This window comes from Curtobacterium sp. VKM Ac-2889 (assembly GCF_015350855.1).
GTDB lineage: Bacteria > Actinomycetota > Actinomycetes > Actinomycetales > Microbacteriaceae > Curtobacterium > Curtobacterium poinsettiae.
In genome coordinates, this window is the sequence record NZ_JADKSC010000002.1 from 908,564 (window position 1) to 929,103 (window position 20,540).

21 protein-coding genes are annotated in these 20,540 nt (G+C 72.2%); 8 read left to right on the plus strand and 13 right to left on the minus strand.

The genetic code is table 11. From position 1 onward, the window contains the following. Window positions 1–67: 67 nt before the first annotated feature. Window positions 68–1,204 (minus strand): thiamine pyrophosphate-dependent dehydrogenase E1 component subunit alpha, encoded by a 1,137-nt coding sequence (locus ITJ50_RS10090; protein WP_042538360.1) that lies wholly within the window; start codon window positions 1,202–1,204, stop codon window positions 68–70. 23 nt (window positions 1,205–1,227) lie between these two features. Then, window positions 1,228–2,307, minus strand: coding sequence for a histidinol-phosphate transaminase (locus tag ITJ50_RS10095; RefSeq protein ID WP_194590413.1), 1,080 nt, complete (start codon window positions 2,305–2,307; stop codon window positions 1,228–1,230). Window positions 2,308–2,357: 50 nt separating this feature from the next. Here ITJ50_RS10095 and ITJ50_RS10100 point away from each other — a divergent pair, with 50 nt between their 5' ends. The 5 genes from ITJ50_RS10100 (at window position 2,358) to ITJ50_RS10120 (ending at window position 6,837) form a co-directional block, all read left to right on the plus strand. After that, window positions 2,358–2,756, plus strand: coding sequence for a phage holin family protein (locus ITJ50_RS10100; protein ID WP_017886475.1), 399 nt, complete (start codon window positions 2,358–2,360; stop codon window positions 2,754–2,756). A gap of 47 nt (window positions 2,757–2,803) precedes the next feature. Further along, a complete protein-coding gene (locus ITJ50_RS10105; protein ID WP_017886476.1) occupies window positions 2,804–3,316 on the plus strand; it encodes a low molecular weight protein-tyrosine-phosphatase in 513 nt (170 codons plus the stop codon). Further along, entirely contained in the window at window positions 3,313–4,698 is a 1,386-nt protein-coding gene (gene purB, locus ITJ50_RS10110) for an adenylosuccinate lyase (RefSeq protein WP_042538357.1), read from the plus strand. The genes ITJ50_RS10105 and purB overlap by 4 nt, the downstream gene beginning before the upstream one ends. A gap of 130 nt (window positions 4,699–4,828) precedes the next feature. Next, the gene (locus tag ITJ50_RS10115; RefSeq protein ID WP_152427194.1) at window positions 4,829–6,031 is read left to right on the plus strand and encodes a hypothetical protein; all 1,203 of its coding nucleotides are present in this window, start codon (window positions 4,829–4,831) and stop codon (window positions 6,029–6,031) included. Between the two features lie 41 nt (window positions 6,032–6,072). After that, the gene (locus tag ITJ50_RS10120) at window positions 6,073–6,837 is read left to right on the plus strand and encodes a L,D-transpeptidase family protein (protein ID WP_194590414.1); all 765 of its coding nucleotides are present in this window, start codon (window positions 6,073–6,075) and stop codon (window positions 6,835–6,837) included. 99 nt (window positions 6,838–6,936) lie between these two features. Here ITJ50_RS10120 and ITJ50_RS10125 read toward each other — a convergent pair whose 3' ends face one another. Beyond that, window positions 6,937–7,851 (minus strand): LysR family transcriptional regulator, encoded by a 915-nt coding sequence (locus tag ITJ50_RS10125; RefSeq protein WP_042538353.1) that lies wholly within the window; start codon window positions 7,849–7,851, stop codon window positions 6,937–6,939. 72 nt (window positions 7,852–7,923) lie between these two features. Between ITJ50_RS10125 and ITJ50_RS10130 the strand changes: the two genes are divergently transcribed. Further along, window positions 7,924–8,916: an EamA family transporter gene (locus tag ITJ50_RS10130; RefSeq protein ID WP_042538351.1), complete on the plus strand. Its 993-nt coding sequence runs from the start codon at window positions 7,924–7,926 to the stop codon at window positions 8,914–8,916. Here the strand turns inward: ITJ50_RS10130 and ITJ50_RS10135 are convergent. Beyond that, complete coding sequence (locus ITJ50_RS10135; RefSeq protein WP_017886482.1) at window positions 8,885–9,862, minus strand: epimerase; 978 nt, start codon at window positions 9,860–9,862, stop codon at window positions 8,885–8,887. The genes ITJ50_RS10130 and ITJ50_RS10135 overlap by 32 nt on opposite strands. A 1-nt stretch (window position 9,863) precedes the next feature. Then, a complete protein-coding gene (locus ITJ50_RS10140; RefSeq protein ID WP_017886483.1) occupies window positions 9,864–10,088 on the minus strand; it encodes a hypothetical protein in 225 nt (74 codons plus the stop codon). Here ITJ50_RS10140 and ITJ50_RS10145 point away from each other — a divergent pair. Beyond that, complete coding sequence (locus ITJ50_RS10145; protein WP_017886484.1) at window positions 10,087–11,001, plus strand: cation diffusion facilitator family transporter; 915 nt, start codon at window positions 10,087–10,089, stop codon at window positions 10,999–11,001. The genes ITJ50_RS10140 and ITJ50_RS10145 overlap by 2 nt on opposite strands. Before the next feature lie 104 nt (window positions 11,002–11,105). Here the strand turns inward: ITJ50_RS10145 and ITJ50_RS10150 are convergent, their stop codons facing one another. Both ITJ50_RS10150 and ITJ50_RS10155 read right to left on the minus strand, forming a co-directional pair. Continuing rightward, complete coding sequence (locus tag ITJ50_RS10150; RefSeq protein WP_140448232.1) at window positions 11,106–11,711, minus strand: hypothetical protein; 606 nt, start codon at window positions 11,709–11,711, stop codon at window positions 11,106–11,108. Window positions 11,712–11,810: 99 nt separating this feature from the next. Then, entirely contained in the window at window positions 11,811–13,100 is a 1,290-nt protein-coding gene (locus tag ITJ50_RS10155; protein ID WP_194590415.1) for an MFS transporter, read from the minus strand. Between the two features lie 48 nt (window positions 13,101–13,148). Here ITJ50_RS10155 and ITJ50_RS10160 point away from each other — a divergent pair, with 48 nt between their 5' ends. Next, window positions 13,149–14,060, plus strand: a complete 912-nt coding sequence (locus ITJ50_RS10160) for a LysR family transcriptional regulator (RefSeq protein WP_194590416.1) — start codon at window positions 13,149–13,151, stop codon at window positions 14,058–14,060. Between the two features lie 133 nt (window positions 14,061–14,193). Here the strand turns inward: ITJ50_RS10160 and ITJ50_RS10165 are convergent, their stop codons facing one another. The 6 genes from ITJ50_RS10165 to ITJ50_RS10190 form a co-directional block, all read right to left on the minus strand. Next, complete coding sequence (locus ITJ50_RS10165; RefSeq protein WP_139179716.1) at window positions 14,194–14,970, minus strand: hypothetical protein; 777 nt, start codon at window positions 14,968–14,970, stop codon at window positions 14,194–14,196. Continuing rightward, window positions 14,960–15,499, minus strand: coding sequence for an RNA polymerase sigma factor (locus tag ITJ50_RS10170; RefSeq protein ID WP_017886488.1), 540 nt, complete (start codon window positions 15,497–15,499; stop codon window positions 14,960–14,962). The genes ITJ50_RS10165 and ITJ50_RS10170 overlap by 11 nt, the downstream gene beginning before the upstream one ends. Window positions 15,500–15,630: 131 nt before the next feature. Next, on the minus strand, window positions 15,631–15,894 hold the full coding sequence (locus tag ITJ50_RS10175; RefSeq protein ID WP_017886489.1) for a hypothetical protein: 264 nt from the start codon (window positions 15,892–15,894) through the stop codon (window positions 15,631–15,633). Continuing rightward, window positions 15,891–16,550, minus strand: coding sequence for a DUF308 domain-containing protein (locus ITJ50_RS10180; RefSeq protein ID WP_017886490.1), 660 nt, complete (start codon window positions 16,548–16,550; stop codon window positions 15,891–15,893). Before ITJ50_RS10180 ends, ITJ50_RS10175 begins: the two co-directional genes overlap by 4 nt. 145 nt (window positions 16,551–16,695) lie before the next feature. Next, the gene (locus ITJ50_RS10185) at window positions 16,696–18,711 is read right to left on the minus strand and encodes a lectin-like domain-containing protein (protein WP_139179715.1); all 2,016 of its coding nucleotides are present in this window, start codon (window positions 18,709–18,711) and stop codon (window positions 16,696–16,698) included. A 109-nt stretch (window positions 18,712–18,820) separates the two neighbouring features. Further along, entirely contained in the window at window positions 18,821–20,467 is a 1,647-nt protein-coding gene (locus ITJ50_RS10190) for a glycoside hydrolase family 13 protein (protein ID WP_017886492.1), read from the minus strand. Window positions 20,468–20,540: the final 73 nt, after the last annotated feature.

Below are 20,540 nucleotides of genomic sequence, written 5' to 3' on the forward strand. Positions count from 1 at the left end.
TCGCTCGGGACCTCGCCGGCGCCCGGGTGGGAGCGCAGGGTGTAGTCGAAGAGCTGCTCGGTGGTGCTCATGCGTGGGCGCCCCCTTCGAAGCCGGCCTCGTACTGGGCGAGCCAGGCCTTCTGCTCGGCGATCCGCGGGTGCGGTTCGCGGTACACGTTGTCGAACATGACGTCGACGGACGGTGCTGTCAGGGCGACGGTTCGGCGGCGGACGTCGGCGGCGATGTCCTCGCCCTCTGCGTCGAACGCGGCGAACTGCTCGTCCGTCGCGCCCTTCGAGCGCAGGTACGCCTCGGACCGGACGATCGGGTCGCGGAGGACCCATTCCTCGAGCTCCCCGTCGGCGCGGTAGCGGCTCGGGTCGTCCGAGCTGGTGTGCGCACCGATGCGGTAGGTGTCGGCCTCGATGAAGGCCGGACCCTGGCCGCTGCGGGCGTGCTCGGTCGCGACGACGGACGCCGTGTACGAGGCGAGGATGTCGTTGCCGTCGATCAGGACGCTCGGGATCCCGAAGCCGCGCGGGCGGTCGACGAGCGGCGTCGGGGACTGCACCGACACCGGCACCGAGATCGCCCAGTGGTTGTTCTGCAGGAAGAAGACGACCGGGGCCTTGGTGGACGCGGAGAACACGAAGGCCTCGTTCACGTCGCCCTGGCTGGTGGCACCGTCGCCGAAGTAGACGATGGAGCAGGCGTCGCGGTCCGGGTCGCCCGTGCCCACGTCGCCGTCGAGCTTCTGGCCGAGCGCGTACCCGGTGGCGTGCAGGGTCTGCGAGCCGATCACCAGGGTGGAGATGTGCGTGTTGCCACGCTGGTCCGGGTCCCACCCGCCGTGGGTCTGCCCGCGGTACATCGCGATGATCTCCATCGGCTCGACGCCGCGGTGCATCGTGACGGCGTGCTCGCGGTACGACGGGAACACGTGGTCCTGGGCGCGAAGGGCGAAGGCGGAGCCGGTCTGCGCGGCTTCCTGCCCGTGGCTGGGCACCCACAGGCCGAGCTGGCCGGTGCGCTGCAGGTTGTGGCCGGCGTGGTCGAACCGACGGGTGAGCACCATGCGGCGGTGCATCGCCAGCAGGGTCTCGTCCGGGATCGCTCGCGCTGCGGCGGCGAACTCGGCGTTCTCGTCGGTCTCCACGAACCGACCCTGGGGGTCGAGGAGCCGGACGGTGGTCGTCGCGGGAGCCGCGGCGCGGAATGACATGCGGGCCAGCGTAGCGCCAGGCACTAGTCGGCCACCTGGAGGTCCCCCACAAGTGAGCGGGCTGTTTCGAGGAGCGTTCCCACAGCTTCGTGCTCGCCGATCGAGATGCGGATGCCCTCCGGCGGGAAGGCCCGGACGATGATCCCGGCGTCCTCGAACGCGGCCGCGGCGGTTGCCGTGCGCTCCCCCGTCGGCAGCCAGAGGAAGTTACCCTGGGCGTCGGGGACGTCCCAACCCTGGGCCCGGAGCTCGGCGACGATCCGGTCGCGCAGCGTCGCGATCTCGGTCACGCGTTCGAGCAGTTCGGCCTCGCGTTCCAGGCTGGCGAGCGCCGCAGCCTGGCCCTGGGCGGTCACGGACAGTGGGATGGCGCAGGCACGGACGGCGTCGAGGACGTAGTCCGGACCGAGCGCGTAGCCCACCCGGAGGCCGGCCAGCCCGTACGCCTTCGAGAAGGTGCGGAGGACCACGAGGTTGGGGTGCGCGGCGAGCAGCGGGTGGCCGTGGACCGCTGCCTCGTCGGTCACGAACTCGGCGTATGCCTCGTCGAGCACGACCAGCACCGACTGCGGCACCGCTGCCATGAACGCGTCGAACTCCGCGGCGGTCACGATCGGCCCCGTCGGGTTGTTCGGTGAGCAGACGAGCACCATGCGGGTGCGCTCGGTGACGGCAGCGGCCATCGCGTCCAGGTCGTGCCCGCCGTCGGCACGGTTCGGCACCTGCACGCTCGTGGCACCGGCGACCGTGACGACCCCCGGGTAGGCCTCGAACGAACGCCAGGCGTAGACGATCTCGTCACCGGGGCCCGAGGTGGCACGGGCGAGCTCGTGCAGGATCGCCACGCTGCCCGGGGCGACGTGCACCTGCTCGGCGGTCAGCCCGAAGCGGTTGGCCAGTACGGCGCGCAGGGCGAGGGCGGTGGCGTCGGGGTAGCGGTTGAACGACGTCTGGGCCTGCACGGCCTGGACGACCCCGGGGAGCGGCGGGAACGGGTTCTCGTTGCTCGACAGCTTGAAGGCGGAGTCGGACGCCTGACGTCCCTGCTTGTAGGCGGGGAGGACGGCCACCTCGGGCCGGATGTGCACACGCTGCTCGGTCACGGGTTCAGGCTACCGGCCCGTGCGCGGGTGGCGGAGGGCATCATGGACGCATGCGATTCCTCGTCCGCCTCGTCGTCAACGCCCTCGCGCTCTGGCTCACCACGCTGATCGTCAGCGGCGTCTCCGTGACGCCGTTCGGTGACGGCGGGACCACCGCGACCGTGCTCACCTTCCTGCTCGTGGCGTTCGTGTTCGGCCTCGTGAACGCCGTGATCGGCACGCTGATCCGGATCGTGGCCTTCCCGATCTACATCCTGACGCTCGGGCTCATCTCGTTCGTCGTCAACGCGATCCTGTTGCTCATCGTCGCCGGCATCTCGGAGGCGTTCGGCTTCGGGCTCGAGGTCGACTCCTTCGGCTGGGGCATCGTCGGTGCCTTCGTGCTCGCGGTCTTCGCCTGGCTGATCGGGCTCTTCGCCCGGCCGGTGCTCAACCGCCAGCGGGCGTGAGGTCGGCGGACCTCGCGGAGGACCCCGCCCTGCGTCATGATGTGCTCATGACCCAGGACGTCGACGCCCCGTTCCGCGTCTCGTTCGTCTGCAGCGGCAACATCTGCCGCTCCCCCATGGCCGGTGTCGTGTTCGCGCAGATCGCCGCCGACGCCGGTCTCGCGGACCGTTTCCAGGTGGAGTCGGCCGGCACGGGTGACTGGCACGTGGGTGAACCCGCCGACGAGCGCACGATCGCAGCGCTGGCGGCGCGCGGATACGATGGCAGCAGGCATCGCGCCCGTCAGTTCGACCCGGACCGGTTCCCGGACCTCGACCTGGTGGTCGCACTCGACCGCTCCCACGAGCGCATCCTGCGTTCGTGGGCCCCGACCATGGACGACTCCGCCAAGGTGACGCTCCTGTTGCGGTACGACGCCGCCTGGCCCCAGCAAGCCGACGTGCCGGACCCGTACTACGCGGACCGGCACGAGTTCGACCGAGTGCTCTCGACCGTCGAACGGGCCTGCCGGGCGCTCTTCCACCAGCTCGAGCCGGCAGTCCGTCAGGGAGCCCCATGACCCCCCTTCCCCCGCAGCCGATCAGCCCGCTCGACGGGCGCTACTACCCGATCGTGCACACGGTGGGCGAGCACCTCTCCGAGGCCGGCCTCAACCGCGCGCGCATCGTGGTCGAGGTCGAGTGGCTCATCTTCCTGACCGACCACGCCATGTTCACCACGTCGCCGCTCAGCGTCGACGACAAGGCGGCACTCCGTCGGATCGTCGAGACCTTCGGCCAGGACCAGATCGCGGAGCTCGCCGAGATCGAGGCGACGACCCGTCACGACGTGAAGGCCGTCGAGTACTTCGTGCGCCGCCGACTGTCCGAGCTCGGGCTCGACGCGATCGCCGAGCTCACCCACTTCGCCGCCACGAGCGAGGACGTCAACAACCTGTCCTACGCGCTCACCGTGCGGGACACCGTCGAGCAGGTCTGGCTCCCCGGCTTCCGGGCCGTGCTCGAGAAGCTCCGGACGCTCGCCGTCGAGCTGCGGAGCGTGCCGATGCTCTCGCACACGCACGGCCAGCCGGCGACCCCCACGACGCTCGGTAAGGAGCTCGCGGTCGTCGTCTACCGGCTCGAGCGCGTGCTCGCCCAGATCGAGGGCGGCGAGTACCTCGGCAAGTTCTCCGGCGCGACCGGCACCTTCTCCGCGCACCTCGCCGCGGACCCCGAGGCCGACTGGCCCGCCCTGTCCCGCGAGTTCGTCGAGGGCCTCGGCCTGACGTGGAACCCGCTCACCACGCAGATCGAGTCGCACGACTGGCAGGCCGAGCTGTACGACCGGGTGCGTCACGCCAACCGGATCCTGCACAACCTGGCGACCGACGTGTGGACCTACATCTCGATGGGGTACTTCACGCAGATCCCCGTCGCGGGTGCCACCGGGTCGTCGACCATGCCGCACAAGATCAACCCGATCAAGTTCGAGAACGCCGAGGCGAACCTCGAGATCTCGTCGGCGATCTTCTCGACGCTGTCCGAGACGCTCGTGACGAGCCGCCTGCAGCGCGACCTGACCGACTCCACGACGCAGCGGAACATCGGCGTCGCGTTCGGGCACTCGCTGCTCGCGCTCGACAACCTGCGCCGTGGTCTGGGCGAGATCGCCGTGAACGAGGCCAAGCTCGCCGACGACCTCGACCACAACTGGGAGGTCCTCGCCGAGGCCATCCAGACGGTCATCCGCGCCGAGGTCACCGCCGGACAGTCGAACATCGAGGACCCCTACGCGATGCTCAAGGAGCTCACGCGGGGCAAGCGGGTGAGCCAGCAGGACCTGATCGTCTTCGTGAACCGCCTGGACATCTCGGACGGCGCGAAGGCCCGGCTGACCAACCTGACGCCGGCGACCTACACGGGCCTGGCGGACGAGCTGGTCGACCACCTCGACGTCTGAGCGCGGCGGCGCGAGCTGGGGGATGCGGAAACCTGAGCGGTTCGATAGGTTGGAGCTGCTGAGTACATCTCAGCACGGGGGGCGTCGCAGTGGATGCACCCTGTCCACTGACCGGATGGATCTCCACACCGTGCTTCGTTCTCGCATCACCGCGGCCGCCGTCGGCGCCACCGTGCTCGGCGTCTCCGCCGCCCTCGTCCCGACGGTCTCGACCGCCCTGTCGACGGACGGCTCCGCTTCGGCCATCGTCACCTGGACCGACTCGGCCGACGACTTCACGGCCGCGCCGACCGGCACGTTCCCGCTGACCGACCAGTGGTACTGGGCGGACATCACCGACGTGGGCGGCGGTGGCACGATCACCGACCACGCCACGATCGACGAGGACGGCCTGTCGGTCTCCGAGGGCGAAGCCGTTGCACTGATCCGTGGCCTGAACAAGCCCGTGGCCCCGAGCGCCGTCCCGGCCCTCGCTTCCGGCATCAGCATGACGACGACCGGGGCGACGTCGTTCGGTCTCGCCGTGCAGGCAGGCGGCGACTCCACCGCGCAGTCCGTGGTCTTCGCCACCGACGAGCCCGTCACGGATGGCGGCGCGAGCGTCGACGGCACCAAGAACTGGATCGACCCCTCCACCGGTGACGTCGAGTCGTCGGCCGAGCTCGCCGCCGACCTGCGTGACGCGGACGCCGAGGTCGTCGGCTACGTCGTGTACGTCGGCCTCGACATCGCCGGCGAGATCACCACTCCGCCGACCGAGCCCACCGAGACGCCGGCCCCGACCGACCAGCCCACCCCGGCCCCGACCGTGAACGGCGCTCCGGCTCCGACCGCCGAGGTGCCCGGCACCGAGCTGAAGAGCCTCGCCTCGCCGCTCGAGGTCAACGGCCAGGCCCTCGCCGCCGACGCCAGCGGTTCGATCTCCGCGCTCCGCGTCGACGACACCACGACGTACTTCACGCCGCAGCCCACCGCGACCGCCGACGCGCCGACGTCCTTGCGCGTTTCGCAGACCCTCACCGGATTCCAGGTGACGGGTGCAGGCTTCGCACCGAACGAGTCCGTCGCGGCGACCGTCACGCAGGGTGGCGAGACCTACTCGATCCGCACCAATGCTTCGGTGGCGGACGATGAGGGCGACGTCGTCGTCGTGGTGGTCCTGCCCGAGGGTGCCGTGAGCGCCGGCGCGTACACCGCCACGCTCGAAGGCCGATCCTCGAGCCAGACCGCTTCGGCCGACGGCTCCTTCATCGCCGACCCGGCCGCCGCCGGTGACCCGGGCACGGCTCCGGTTGCCGTCCCGGTGCCCGGAACGGCGACCTTCACGGGCTGATCTTGCCGATCCTCCCGACCGAGCCACGGCGGCGTGCGACTGTGATCGCCGCCGCCGTGGCCGTCGTCTGTGCGGGGGCCGTCGCGTTCGTCGCGCTCGGCCCCCTGTCAGCCGCACCCGCCCCGACCCCGACGCGGTCCGCCGCCGCACCGACCCCCACCCCGACGACGCCGAAGCCGACCCGTTCGGCAGCACCGGTCGACGGGATCGACGCCCCGACCAGCACCACGGTCGCTGCCGCCACGGGCGCGTCCGTCCCGGTCAGCGCGAGCGCGGGTGGCAAGGCGACGCAGACCCTCGAGAACCCGCAGGCGTCCGGAGCCCCGCTCGTCCTCCGGGTCGTCGACCAGCAGGACGGCTGGGCCGAGGTGCAGCTCGCACAGCGCCCGAACGGCAGCACGGGCTGGGTGCCGACCAGCGCCGTCACCCTGTCCGAGGACCCGTACGCGATCGTCGTCACCCGTTCGACGAACACCCTCGACCTGTACAAGGCCGGCAAGGTCGTCGACAGCTACCCCGTCGCCACCGGCACCGGTGGCACCCCGTCGCCGACCGGTCGGTTCGCCCTGACCGAGCTGCTCGCGCCGACGAACGAGGGCTACGGCCCGTACGCGTACGGCACGACGGCGTTCTCGGACGTGCTCAACTCGTTCGGCGGCGGCCCCGGACAGATCGGGCTGCACGGCACCGACGACACGTCCAGCATCGGCACCGCCGCATCGCACGGCTGCATCCGCATGCACAACGACCACATCACCGCGCTGGCGGAGCGCCTGCCGCTCGGCACCCCGTTCCAGGTGCGCTGACGCGGTCACGCCGCCACAGAAGCGCGTCTGCCGCGGCCCGCCCGTGGCCCGCCCACGGCCTGGAGGCACGGCGTGCGCCCGGCAGTAGGCGCAACCGTCTCAGGTGGTGACGTCCAGGGCGACGGCGACCAGGGCCTCCAGGACGGTGCGCACCACGGGACGGACGGCACGGTCGGGGCGGACGAGTGCCTCGATGCGACGTCCGGCACGGACGTCGGCGAGCTCGGCCAGGTGGAAGCGGCCGGCGGCCCGCGTGCCCGTCGTGTACCGCGGGACGAGCGCGATGCCGTGCCCGGCGGCCACCAGGTTCTCGATGAGCGGCAGGTGGATCGTGCGGAACGCGACGCTCGGCGGGGTGTCCGTCGCCGCGGCCATGGCGTGCAGGACCCGGTCGATCGGGTACCCCTCCGGGACGCCGATCCACGTCTCCCCGACGACCTCGTCGATGCCCACGCGCGCGCGGCCGGCCAGGGCGTGGCCTGGTGGCAGGGCCACGTCGAGGGGCTCCCTGAGCAGCGGGACGGTCTCCACCGATCCTTGGTCGGCCGGTCGGACGCCGTCCGACCGGTGCCCGACGACCACGTCGTGGTCCGCCGCGAGCGGTGCGAAGTCTCCCTCGCTGACGTCCACGTCGACCAGGGTCAACGCGATGCCCGGGTGCGCCTGCATCCGGGTGAGCACGCCGGGCAGCAGCAGTTCCGCCGCCGACGGGAAGATCGCCAGCGACACCGGTCCGGTCGTCCCGCCCAGGTGCTCCTGCCAGGCGGCGTCCACCCGCGCGATGGCGGTGGCGACCCCGGACGCCAGGCCGGCGAGCACCTCGCCGTGCGGGGTCAGCCGGACCCCGCGGCCGACGCGTTCGACCAGCGGGACCCCGACCTGCCGTTGCAGGGTATGCAGCTGCTGGGAGACGGCGCTCGGTGTGCGGTGGGTGGCCTCGGCGACGGCGGTGACACTCCCCCGCTCGGCGAGCTCCCGCAGGACCGCCAGCAGCTGCACGTCGAAGTCGACCATGCAGGGACCCTACATCGTGGTTCGCGAAGGTTTCGATGGACCTACAACGTCGTGCCCGGGACGATGAGGAGCATGACCGCCCGAGACCGTCTCCTCGCCGTCGTCGTCGCCGTGGTCTGGGGACTGAACTTCCCCGCGACGGCACTCGCGCTCGAGCACTTCCCGCCGTTCCTGCTCGCAGCGCTGCGGTTCGCGATCCTGGCGGTCCCGACGCTGCTGTTCGTGCCGCGGCCCCGGATCCCGTTCGGGCGGCTGCTGCTCGTCGGCCTGGGGCTCGGGGTGCTGCAGTTCTCGTTCCTGTACCTCAGCATGGCGTCCGGCATGCCGTCGGGGCTCGCCTCGCTGGTGCTGCAGGCCTCCGCGCCGTTCACGGTGGTGCTGGCCGGGGTGTTCCTGCGCGAGCGGCTGACCGGACGGCAGGTCGTCGGGGTCACCGTCGCCGTGGCCGCCCTCGCCGCGATCGCCCTGCACCGCTCGCAGACCGCCGCGCTGCTGCCGGTCGTGCTCGCACTGTGCGGTGCGCTCGGGTGGGCGATCGGCAACGTCGCGACCCGACGAGCGGGAGCCGCGAACCCGCTGCACCTGACCCTGTGGTGGTCCGTCGTGCCACCGGTCCCGATGGTTGTGCTGTCGCTCGTGGTCGAGGGGCCGGACCGCATCGGCACCGCACTCGGTTCGGCGTTCACGGCGGCCGCGCTGCCCGCCGACCTGGGCCTGTTGTACATCGTGGTCGTCGCCACCCTGGTGGGCTACGGCATCTGGTCACGGCTGCTAGCGGCCTACCCGTCGAGCACGGTCGCACCGTTCTCGATGCTCGTGCCGGTGGTCGGGGTGCTCGCGTCGTGGGCGGCCTTCGGCGAGGTGCCCGACCTGGTCGAGGTGCTCGCCGGCGCGGTCGTCGTGGCCGCCGTGCTGTGGTCGTCGCGCCCGGCCCGCGGGCCACGGCCGGGAGCGTACCCGGCGCCAGCCGCGGCCCCGGCACCGGCCCCGGCACCGGCCCCGGCCCCGATCGACGGGGTCCCGGTTCCGGTGCTCAGCCCCGGTGCTGGCGACGCTCCGCGATGATCCCGGCGAGCGCCCCACGCAGGTGCGGGTAGCGGAACTCGTAGCCGGCCTCGGTCAGCCGGGTCGGCACCACCCACCGGCTCTTCAGCACGAGTTCGGTCTCGGTGCGGATCACGAACGACCCGAGCTCGAGCATCCACCGGAACGTCGGCACCCCGAACCGGCGCCCGACGGCGTCGCGGATGGTCGCCATGACGGTTCGGTTGTCGGACGGGTTCGGGCTCGACACGTTCACCGGCCCCTCGATCTCCGGGTGGTCGCGGAGGAACCGGATCGACCCGAGGACGTCGGCGATGTGCACCCAGCTGAACCGCTGCCGACCGTGGGTGGGCCGGTGGTGGTGGTAGGTGCCGGCGCGGAGCCGGGATCGGGTCGGCACCCACGGCCCGTCGTACTGCGGCCCACCGAGGCCGGCCTGGGCGAGCCGGAGGAGCGGCAGCAGGGCGCTGCCGTCGCCGAACACGATCGCCATCCGGAGTGCCACACGACGGGTGCCGGGCAGGTCGGCGCCGAAGAAGGCGTCCTCCCACGCGCGCGCCACCGAGACCGAGAACCCCTCGCCGATCTCCCCCGTCGCTTCGTCCTGCGGGCGGTCGTCGGCGTGCCGGTAGATCGTCGCGGTCGAGGCGTTCAACCACAGCGGCGTCGGGTGCTCGGACGTCCGGATGGCCTCGGCGAGCTCGAGCGTGGTGTCCACCCGCGAGCGCATGATCTCGGCGCGGTTGCGTCGGCCGTACCGGCAGTTGACGCTCTTGCCCGCCATGTTCACGACGATGGCGGCGCCGTCGACGAGTTCCCGGATGCGCATGGTGTTGCCCCACACGGCGTCGCCGGTCCGCCCGATCGTGACGACCTGGTAGCCCTCTTCCGTGAAGGCGTCCCGCAGGTACTGCCCCACGAAGCCGCTCGCTCCCGCGATCACGACGCGGCCCTTCTGGTCGCTCATCTCATCCCCGTTCTGTGTCCGGCGCGATCTCGTACCGGAACGCCCCCTCGTACCGGTACAGCGTGCCGACCACCGGTGCCGCGAGCACCAGGGACACGCGCTGCAGGTCGGCTTCGTCATCGAATCGTTCCACGAGCGTCACACGCGTGGGGACCAGGCGCAGCGCGACCGGCTCACGGTTCGATCCTGGCATGTCGTCGGTGCGGATCCCTACGATGTCGCACATGGGACACGACCACGGGCACGGCGTCGGGCACGCCTCGGAGCGCGCCCTGCTCATCGCGTTCTGCATCTCGGCGGGCATCCTGCTGGCCGAGGTCGTCGGCGCCGTGGTCACCGGTTCGCTCGCGCTGCTCGTCGACGCCGGGCACATGGTCGTCGACACCGGCGGACTCGGCATCGGGCTCGTCGCGACGCGGCTCGCCCGCCGGTCGCCGACCGCGCAGCGCACCTGGGGCTTCCAGCGGGCCGAGGTCCTCGGGGCCACCGCACAGGCCGCCATCCTGCTCGCCGTCGGGGTCTACGTGATCATCTCGGCGGCCCAGCGGCTCGTCGTGCCGGAGGAGATCCACTCCGGGCCGCTGCTCGTGTTCGGCATCGTCGGCCTCGTCGGCAACCTGGTGGCCTACGCGGTGCTGCTGCGGGCATCGGGCGAGGGGTTCACCTCGCGGGCCGCCCGGCTCGAGGTCCTCAACGACACACTCGGGTCGGTCGCCGTCATCATCGCGGCGATCGTGCTCATGCTGACCGGGTGGGAGCGTGCGGACTCCGTCGCCGCGATCCTGATCGGTCTGCTCATCCTGCCGCGGGCGATCCGGCTGCTGCGTGAGACCGCGAACGTGCTGCTCGAGTCGACGCCGCCGGGGCTCGACCTCGACGACGTGCGCGGCCACATCCTCGAGCTCGACCACGTCATCGCGGTGCACGACCTGCACGCGACGCTCGTGGCGACCGGGGTACCGAACCTGACCGCGCACGTGGTCGTGGACGACCATTGCTTCTCGACGGCGCACGCCCCCGCGATCCTCGACGAGCTGCAGCGGTGTGTGGCGGAGCACTTCGACGTGCCGGTGGAGCACTCGACCTTCCAGTTGGAGCCGGTGTCGCACCGGCGGCACGAGTACGAGGTGCACGCGTAGGGTCCCGCGCTCGGGCGTGCGGGCGTCAGCGCCCCGGTTCCGCGACGATCCACCAGGTGATCGACGCGTGGTCTGTCGCAGAACGGGTGTCCGCGGGTGCCGGGTCAGCAGTCGTCGGTGCGCGTGGGGTACGCCGTGATCACCCGGTCGGTGGTGGCCGAGACGATCACCTTCACCCAGGGCTCGTCGTCGGGGCGCGAACCGTCGTCGAACCGGACGGGTGCGGCGTAGCAGACCTTGCCGTCGCCGGCGTCGAGCGGGAACCCGGGGCGGGGGTCCTCGAGCGCGGTCTGCACCGCCGTGAGCATGGCGTCGTCCCAGTCGCGCGAGCCGTGCCCGGTGACGACGTCGCGCCAGTCAGCGGTGTGGCGCACCCGGATGTGCTCGTACCCCTGGGCCGCGGTGCCGCACTGCAGGGTGACGCGGCCCAGGGCCTGGGTCTCGTACTGCGCGACCGCGGCCTGGGTGGTGCTGTCGCACCGCGCCAGGGCGGCGGACCCGGGCAGGTCCGGCCCCGTGCGGGTGATCGTGACGGTGCCGTCGCCGGTGGCGGTCGACGCGTCGCTCGGCGTCCGCGCGGCCGAGCCGACGTCGATGGTCGGGTCGTCCGCGCCCTGCCGTGCCGTCAGGAACAGCCCGCCGGCGAGGAGACCCGCGGCCACCACGGCCGCGATCCCCGTGATCACGGGACGGTTGCGGTTCTGGGACACGCGCCCAGTATGCCGGAGGTGGGTCGCGCCTCCAGGCCGGCTCACGGAGGACGGAACCCGGTTCCGGGTGCGGGAGGCGGACGCCAAGCCCGCCCGCCGTCAGGCGCGCGCGGCCAGCCGGGTGCCGGCGACGACGGCCAGGACGGCGACGAGCACCACGTACCCGATCAGGACGGGCAGCGTCGGGATCACCAGCAGCGCTGCCCCGACGGCCACGACCGGCACGGTGAGCCCGGCGTACGCGATGAGGAACGTGGCTGCGAGCACGCCACCCCGACGCTCCGGTCCGACGAGTGCTGCGGCACTGCCGATCGCGGCACGGAACAGCAGGCCGACGCCGGCACCCGCGACGACCCCGCCGCCGATGAACCCGGCGACCTGCAGCAGCACCGCGGCGACGGCCAGGACGACCAGCCCGACGACCAGCAGCACCATGCCGAGCCGGATCTGCGCCCGCTGCGACAGTCGGGCGAAGACGATCTGCGACAACGCGCTCGCGGCGAAGACCCCGAAGGTCGTGGCGCCGGCGGCTAGGCGGTCGGTGACGTGGAAGGTGGTACCGAGGAAGCTCGGCGCGACCGAGGTGAAGAGCCCCTGCACGGCGAGTGCGGCGAAGGCGGCTGCCCCGGCGGCCCAGAACGCGGCACCCTGCCCCTCGGGAGCCTGCATGCGCTGCGGTCGGTAGGCCACGGGCTGCTCGGGGCGGTCGACCGTCTCCGGTGCGGCGAGCACCAGCACGAACGCGACCGCCAGCGCGATGACGAACACCACGTAGGGGACCATGAGCGGCTGCCCGACGAACTCGGCGAGGGCTCCACCGACCAGGGCGCCGAGCGACAGCCCACCGAGGTTCACGGCCCCAGCGGCGACGCTCGCACCCTTCGCGGAGTCGCTCGACCCGGTCGCCCGGACCCGGAGTTCACCGAGGTGCGCCGTCGCGGTCGCCGTCAGCGTCCCGACGCCGAGGCCGGTCACGAGCCGGGCGACGATGAGGCCGGTGACGTCGTTCCAGAGCAGGAACAGCACGGCGGCGACGAGCTCGAGCGCGATCGACACCAGGATGAGTGGCCGCCGCCCGTGCACGTCACTGAGGTGCCCCGCCAGGTACAGCGACCCGACGACCCCCACCCCGTACGCGGCGAAGATCACCGTCGTGGTGAACGTCGGGAACCCGTCGCGGGCCTGGTAGATGACGTAGAGCGGCGCGGGGACGGTCGCGAAGGCCATCACCGTGAGGAACGCGAACGCGACGACCCAGAAGCCGAAGCCGTGACGCCGACGGGTGTGGACACGGCGTCCGCGCGGCGCGACGACGCGGTCGCTCGCCGATGCGGGCGCGGCCCTGGTGGCGGGGACGGTACCCGTCGGGGTCTCGGTGACGGTTGACATGCTCTGATGATCGCGTGCGCGGTGCATCGAGTCCAACGGATGCCCTTGATGTCAGTGATCGATCTGCTCGATACTCAGACGATGGAGACCCGGCTGCTCGAACAGTTCGTCACCGTCGCCGCCGAGGGCAGTGTCACCCGCGCCGCCGAACGGCTCTGGGCCGCGCAGTCAACGGTGTCCGCGGGCATCGCCTCGCTCGAGCGCAGCTTCGGCGTGCGGCTGTTCGACCGCACCGGCCGACAGCTCGTCCTGACACCCGCCGGCGAGGACCTGCTCCCCCACGCCCGTGCGGTGCTCGAGTCCCTGGACCGGATGCGCGACCTGGCCACCGCCGACGACGCCGACCTGCGAGGACGGGTGCGGCTGGGCATCTTCACGAGCATGGACATCGTCGACCTGACGGGCGTCCTGCAGCGGTTCCGACGCCAGCACCCGCTCGTCGCCGTCGAACTGATGACCTCGCCGTCGGGGACGACCGGGCTCGTGCAGGACCTGGTCGCCGGGCGGCTCGACATCGCCTACACGGGCCTGCCCACCGTGCCCGCCGGCGTCGTCGTGGAGCCGTTGCGGGAGATGCCGTTCCGGGTGTTCACCGCGTCGGACCACCCGCTCGCCGGCCGGTCGTCGGTGTCGCTGGCCGAACTCGCCGACGAGCCCTTCGTCGACACGGCACACGGGTTCGGCAACCGGATCATCCTCGACGGAGCACTCGAGCGACTCGGCATCCGTCGGCGCATCGTCGCGGAGATGAACGACATGCCCGCCGTGATCCGGTTCACCTCGGCCGGGCTCGGCGTCGGGGTCGTGCCGGACTCGGGCGTGCGGTACGACGGGGCGGTGCTCGACCTGGAGGACGAGGTCGACCCGCTCCGCATCGGCCTGGCGGTCCGGACGTCCCCGGAGCCGAGCCGCGCGGTCCGGACGCTGGCGCGCGACATCGTGGCGGCGCGGGTGGGGTGACGCTGGGCGCGCTCGGTGTGCTTCGTGAGCAGGAACGGTCGCGTCGCGGTGCGCGAGGCGACCGTTCCTGCTCACGATCTGACCACCGACGGACTGGAGGCACGGGTCGGGTCCGCCACGTGCCTCCGGGCCGTCAGTCCCCCCAGAACGTCGCGATGAGGGCGGGCAGGAGCCCGTCGGTCGGGACGTTGGTCTGTTCGATGGTGATCCAGGTGTCACCGCGGGCGAAGTACGTGTAGGCCTTCTCGACGCCGTACGGCTCGACGATCCCGCGGGACTGGCAGAAGGTTCCGCCGTCACGCTCCGTGCAGGTCCCGCCGCCGTCGTACGCGGGGAACTCCTCGATCTCCCGCTGGATGGTCGCCTCGGTGGCGGTCCCGGCCCGGACCTCGATCCCGGACACGTCCGCGCGCGGGTCACGCCACGAGCAGGAGACCTTCGACTGGGTGCCCTCCGGGTCCTGACCATCCGGCACTCGATCGGTACCCGACGGTGGGTCGGCCTGCGTCAGCGGGGTGTCACCGAAGAAGCGGTCGTAGTCCTCGGCGGGGACGAGCGCGCGACAGTCCGTGGGGATCGTCGCCGCGACGGGGGTCGGTGTCGACGTCGGGGTGGGCTTCGGCACCGGGGCACCCGTGATCGGGGCGGAGCTCGGCGTCGTGGAGGACGGCGCAGGCTCGGGCTGCCGGGTCTGGGTGGGAGCGGCGACCGGGTCGGCGTTCTGCTGCGACAGGGTCAGGGCGACGGCGCCGGTGGCGGTGCCGACGGCGAGCAGCGCGACGACACCGATGACTATCCCGGACCGGCCACGACGACGCTTCGGGAGCGGGGTGGCACGTTCGAGGACGTTCTGCTTCATCGAGACGAGCATGCGCTGCAGGTCGTCTCCCTGCGGAGGCTCAGTGTTCATCGTGCATCACCACCTTCTTGAGTCGTCGACGGTTGCGGGACACCCGCTGGGTGACCGCGCCGACCGTGAGTCCGAGGAGTTCGGCGGCCTCGGCGTACGAGTGCCCCTCGAGCAGGCAGAGCTCGCAGATGCGGCGGTCGAGGTCCGGGAGCGCGGCGATCTCGGCGCGGACCCAGCGCAGGGTCTCGCGGGCCTCGTCGTGGTCGGCGGGCGAGGCGAGGTGCTCCGGGAGCTCGTCCGTGCGGCGCCGGGCCTGCTTGCGCCCGGTGTTGAAGGCGTGGTTGCGGCACACGACGAGCAGCCACGGCAGCACCGTGTCCGCCGGCAGCTCGAGGGTCGCGGCGCGCTGCCAGAGCGTCAGGAACGCGTCCTGCACGATCTCCTCGACGTCGGACCGGTCGTCGACCAGCGCCCACGCGTAGCGGGTGAGGGTGGCGGCGTACCGGTCGAACGCCCGGGCGAGCGCGCCGGTGTCTCCCTGTGCCATCGCACGGACGAGTCCTTCGTCCGTGTCGGTGCCGGTCGTCACATCCACATCCCACCCCCTTCACTCAGAGGTGTCGGCAGGACAGGCGATCCTGACAGGACCGTTCCGGATTCGTGACCTCGGGCGTGTCCGCCCAGGACTGGGGGTCAGCCGTCAGCCGTCAGCGGCGGGACTCAGTGGAAGTCGTCGCCGTCGCCCTCGGCCGGCGTCTTGTGTCCGCCGAGCATGTCGTTGTCGTCCTGGTCACTCGACGAGGCGAGCTGCAGCATCGCGAGCACGACGACCACCACGATGAACGCGACGCCGAGGAAGATCACGGCCAGCTGCAGTTCCCGCGTCGAGAACAGCACGACGAGCCCGGTGAACACCGCGATGATCGCGGAGATCCCGAGGAGCTCGACCGGGCGCAGACGGTCACGTCGGCTGGGGGTGGTCATGCGTGTGGTGCTCCGTCCGGGGCGACGGCCGGCGTGGCCGTGCCCCACTTGTGCGAGAGGCCGGCGATCACGTGGAAGACGGCCGTGATGGCGAGGTACGCGCCGAGCAGGCCGACGAGCACGATCGAGGCGTCGAGGGTGCCGGTGACCTTCTCCACGCCACCGAGCTGCTGGGAGTAGTCCGGCGGGGTGACGAGGAAGGCGACCGCGAGCAGCAGCGTGAGGCCGCCGATCGTGGTCCAGTCGCGGGCGAAGGGCGAACGCCGCCGGGCCCGGAGCCCCTGCGACAGCTCGAGGGCTCCGGTCAGCACCGCGAACGCGACGATGACCGTGATGAAGGCCGGCAGCCCGAAGCCGTTGCACGCGATCGCGGCGACGGCGGCGAGCAGGGTGATGACGGCCTGCAGCAGGGTCGTGCGACGCGAACGACCGTCGAGGGGCAGTCGGGAGATCCCGGCGAACAGGAGCACGAGGCCCTCGACCAGGGCGAAGCCGCCGAAGAGCAGCAGGCCGTAGCCCGCGGCGTGGTTGGTCGAGAAGGTGATCACCATCGCGACGATCGCAGCGGGGACCGCTCGGAGGATCGGGATCGGCCAGTACCGCGCGCGCTGGGTCGCTTCTTCCACGGTGGTGGCGTCGTCCACGGTGTCGGACACGAGACCTCTTTCGGGCATGCGGATCGTGGATCCGATCCTACCGCCGGTGTGGTGAACGCCCGACCGGAGCGGACTCGACCCCCTGTGGACGTCCACACCCCCCTGCACGGGGACGACACCGTCCTGCGGTGCCGTCCCCGTGGTGTCAGGGCTGCTGCGGGTCGTCGTCCGGGGCGCCCAGCCGGACACGACGTCGGGCGAGCCACCAGCACACGGAGCCCACCGCGGCGGCCACTGCGGCGAGCGCCGCGGCGAGGCCGAGTCCTTCGGCGCCCGTGTAGGCGAGGGCTCCGACGGGGGCACCCGGACCACGACCGGCCGCGGGGTCACCGGCGCCGCTGTCCCCGTCGTCGCGACCGTCCGGCGCGGGGCCGTCACCACCGGCGTCACCGTCCCCGTCGTCCGTGGCGGGGCCGGTCGTCGGCACCGGACCGGTGGTGGGCGAAGGGCTCGGCTCCGGCGCCTCGTCGTCCGGGCCGACGACGATCGCGACGCCGGTGGACGGGTCACCACCGTCCGGGTCGGTCGGCGACGTCGCGGTGGCCACGTTCACGACGTCGGAGCCGTCGCCCCGGTACGCGGGATCGAGCGCGGCACGGATCCGGAAGTCCAGGGTCTCGCCCACGTCCAGCGACACGTCGGAGCTGCAGGTCACCCGCTGGCCCTCGGCGGTGCACCCGTCGTCGGAGCCCACGAACCGCATCGCCTCGGGCAGGTCGTCGACCGCACCGACCTGCTGCGCCACCGACGGGCCCCGGTTCCGGGCGGTGACGAGGTACTCGACCTCGTCGCCGGGCTGGACGGTCGACGGCGACACCGACTTGTCGGTCTCGACGTGTGCCGCGACGACCGGTGCCGTCGCCGTCGTGCTCGCTCGCGAGGTGTTGTCGGCCTCGTTCGTGTCGGACAACGAGGTCGGCGGGGCGATCGTCGCCACGCTCTCCAGTGTTCCGGACGTGCCCTCGGCCACCCGGCCCTCGACCGTGACGACGGCCGAACCCCCTCGGGGCAGGGACAGGTCGGTCGCGACGTCCCCGGTGCCCGACCCGGTTGCGCAGGCGGAACCCTCGGCGGCGGTGCAGGTCCAGGTGACGTCCTCGACGCCGTCGGGCACGTCGACCTGCAGTGGGCTCGGGTCGGCGGCGTTCGGGCCGGGGTTGCGCGCCGTCACGGTGTAGCGGAGCGACTCACCGGCCGTCACGGTCGTGGGCAGGTCGTGCTCGACGGACAGGTCGGCCGGCTTCCAGACCCGGAGCGCGTCGACCTCGTGCTTGTCGACGTGGCTGCCCGTGGCCCCCGCGAACCCCAGGCGCAGCGTGCTGGGCAACGGAGCCTGGCCGTCGCCGTGCAGCGGCACCGAGTCGAGGACGGTGCGCATGGTCGAGCCGGCCTGCAGCCGGACCGTGACGGAGAGCCCGCCGTCGTCGTCGGGCAGCAGGGTGATGCGGACCGTGCGGGGCGTCGAGCCGGAGGTCACCGTGCCACCGGGAGCGGTCGCACCGGCGACGTACCGGTACCCCTCTGTCCCGTTGCCCGAGCCGCGGACCACCACGTGGTCGGGCTGCGCTCCCGGACCGGAGCCGTTGATGCGCGACGAGAAGTTGCCGTAGTGGTCGATCGCGACGGCTGCGAAGCCCCCGGGCACGCCGGGCAGGTCACACTGCCGCCCGCCGCCCTCGGTCGCTTCCTTGCGGCAGGCGTACCCGAGGCCGGCACCGAAGGACCCGACGCCCTGTGCTGCGGCACCGTCGGCCAGGTACAGCAGCAGGCCGTCGGCCCCGGGGTCGTCCTTCGCGGTGTACATCGCGTAGGTGAACTCGATCTCGAGTCCGGTGTCGGACGGGAACGTGTCGTTGGTCGACCACGCTCCCGCCTGGTTCAGGACGTCGTCGGTGAGCCGCAGCCGCCCGCCGGACACCGCGGCGTCACCGTGCAGGGCGCCGCCGGACGCGCTGGAGAACTGGTTGACGTACGGGAAGTCGAGAGCCGCGGCGCTCGACCCGGACGGCAGGACGGCGGGCGCCGCGAGCACGCCGAGCGCGGTCACCGTGGCGCAGGCCGCGGCGACACGGCGGACGACCCGCGAGCGGAGCGACCGGAACGACCGGCGCGACCGCCGATCAGGGGCAGGAGCTGGAGCAGGAGCACTGGGATCTGTCATGCCCCGATGCTCGCGACCGGGACGTCACCCCCGGGCGGCGGCGGGATGATCTGTGGAACGCCCCCACGGGCCTCCGGGCTGTGGAGGAAGAACGGCGCAACCGGACCGCTCAGGCCAGCCACACCGTCGTCTCACCCGGCAGCAGTCCCGGCGCGACCCCGTCGAGCGGCCCGGACGCGGCGACGACCGTGCCGTCGGGCAGGGGCACCGGGGCCGTGCCGAAGTTCGTCACCGACCGCCACCCGTCGTTCCGTGCGAACGCGACGACCTCGGAGCCGGACTCCAGCCACGTCAGGGCCTCCCCCTGCTGCAGGCGACGGCGGGCGGCGAGCGCCTCGCGGTACAGCGACAGGGTGGACTCGGGGTCGCCGTCCTCGGCCTCGACCGAGGACTCCCCGAAGTCCTGCGGCTGCGGCAGGTGCGGCGCGGCGTCCCCGAAGCCGAACGACGGCCCGGAACGCGTCCACGGGATCGGCACCCGGCAGCCGTCGCGGCCCTTCACGGTGTGCCCGGTGCGGAGCCACTTCGGGTCCTGCAGCAGGTCGCGCGGGATCGCCGCGGCCTCGTGCAACCCGAGCTCCTCGCCCTGGTAGACGTACGACGACCCGGGCAGCGCGAGCATCAGCATGGTGGCCGCTCGTGCCCGGCGGAGCCCCCGTGCGCGGTCGAGCTCCGGCGTCGTGCCGTCGGTCATGAGCCAGGCATCGGTGTCCGTGCCGTCCGGCAGGCCGTAGCGGGTGGGGTGCCGCACGACGTCGTGGTTCGAGAGCACCCAGGTGCTCGAGGCGCCGGACTGCTCCGAGGCGGCCAGGTTCCGCTCGATGATCCGACGGAACGCATCGGGCTCGAACGGGGCCTCGAGCAGGTCGAAGTTGAAGGCCTGCCCGAGCTCGGTCGGCCGGGCGTACAGGACGCGGCGCGGTGCCGGGGCCCAGGCCTCGGCGACGGCCGCGCGGGGCGGGTCGTACTCGTCGAGCACCCGACGCCAGGTGGCGAAGATCTCGTGCACCTCGTCACGGTCGTACAGCGGGTCGGAGCCGTCGAGCGGCAGGTCCTGCTCGTCCGACGGCCGGTACGGGGTCGACAGGTCCTTCGCCAGCCCGTGCGCGACGTCCACGCGGAACCCGTCGACACCGCGGTCCGACCAGAAGCGCAGGGTGTCCTCGAAGTCGGCACGGACCTCGGGGTTCGACCAGTCCAGGTCCGGCTGCTCGGGGGCGAACAGGTGCAGGTACCACTGCCCGTCGGGCACCCGGGTCCAGGCGCTGCCGCCGAAGTTCGACACCCAGTCGCTCGGCGGCAGTTCGCCGGAGGTACCGGACCCTTCGCGGAACACGTACCGCGCCCGCTCGGGCGACCCCGGCGCGGACGCCAACGCGGCCCGGAACCACTCGTGCTGGTCCGAGGTGTGGTTCGGGACGATGTCGACGATGACCTTCAGGTCGTGCTCGTGGGCGGCCCGGAGCAGCGCGTCGAGGTCCTCGAGGGACCCGAGCTTCGGGTCGACGGCCCGGTAGTCGGCGACGTCGTAGCCCCCGTCGGCCAGGGGCGACGGGAAGAACGGGGAGAGCCACAGCGCGTCGACGCCGAGCGATGCCAGGTACGGCACCCGGCTCGTGATGCCCGCGACGTCACCGAGTCCGTCGCCGTCCGTGTCGGCGAAGCTGCGTGGGTAGACCTGGTACACGACGGCGTCGCGCCACCAGGTCGGGTCGGTGGTTCGTGGCGTGCTGGCCGGGGTCCGAAGCGTGGTCACGACGCCACCGTACTCAGCGGACCGGGAATAGCGCCCCCTACGATCGCATTGGTTGTTGCTGACACCTTTCCGT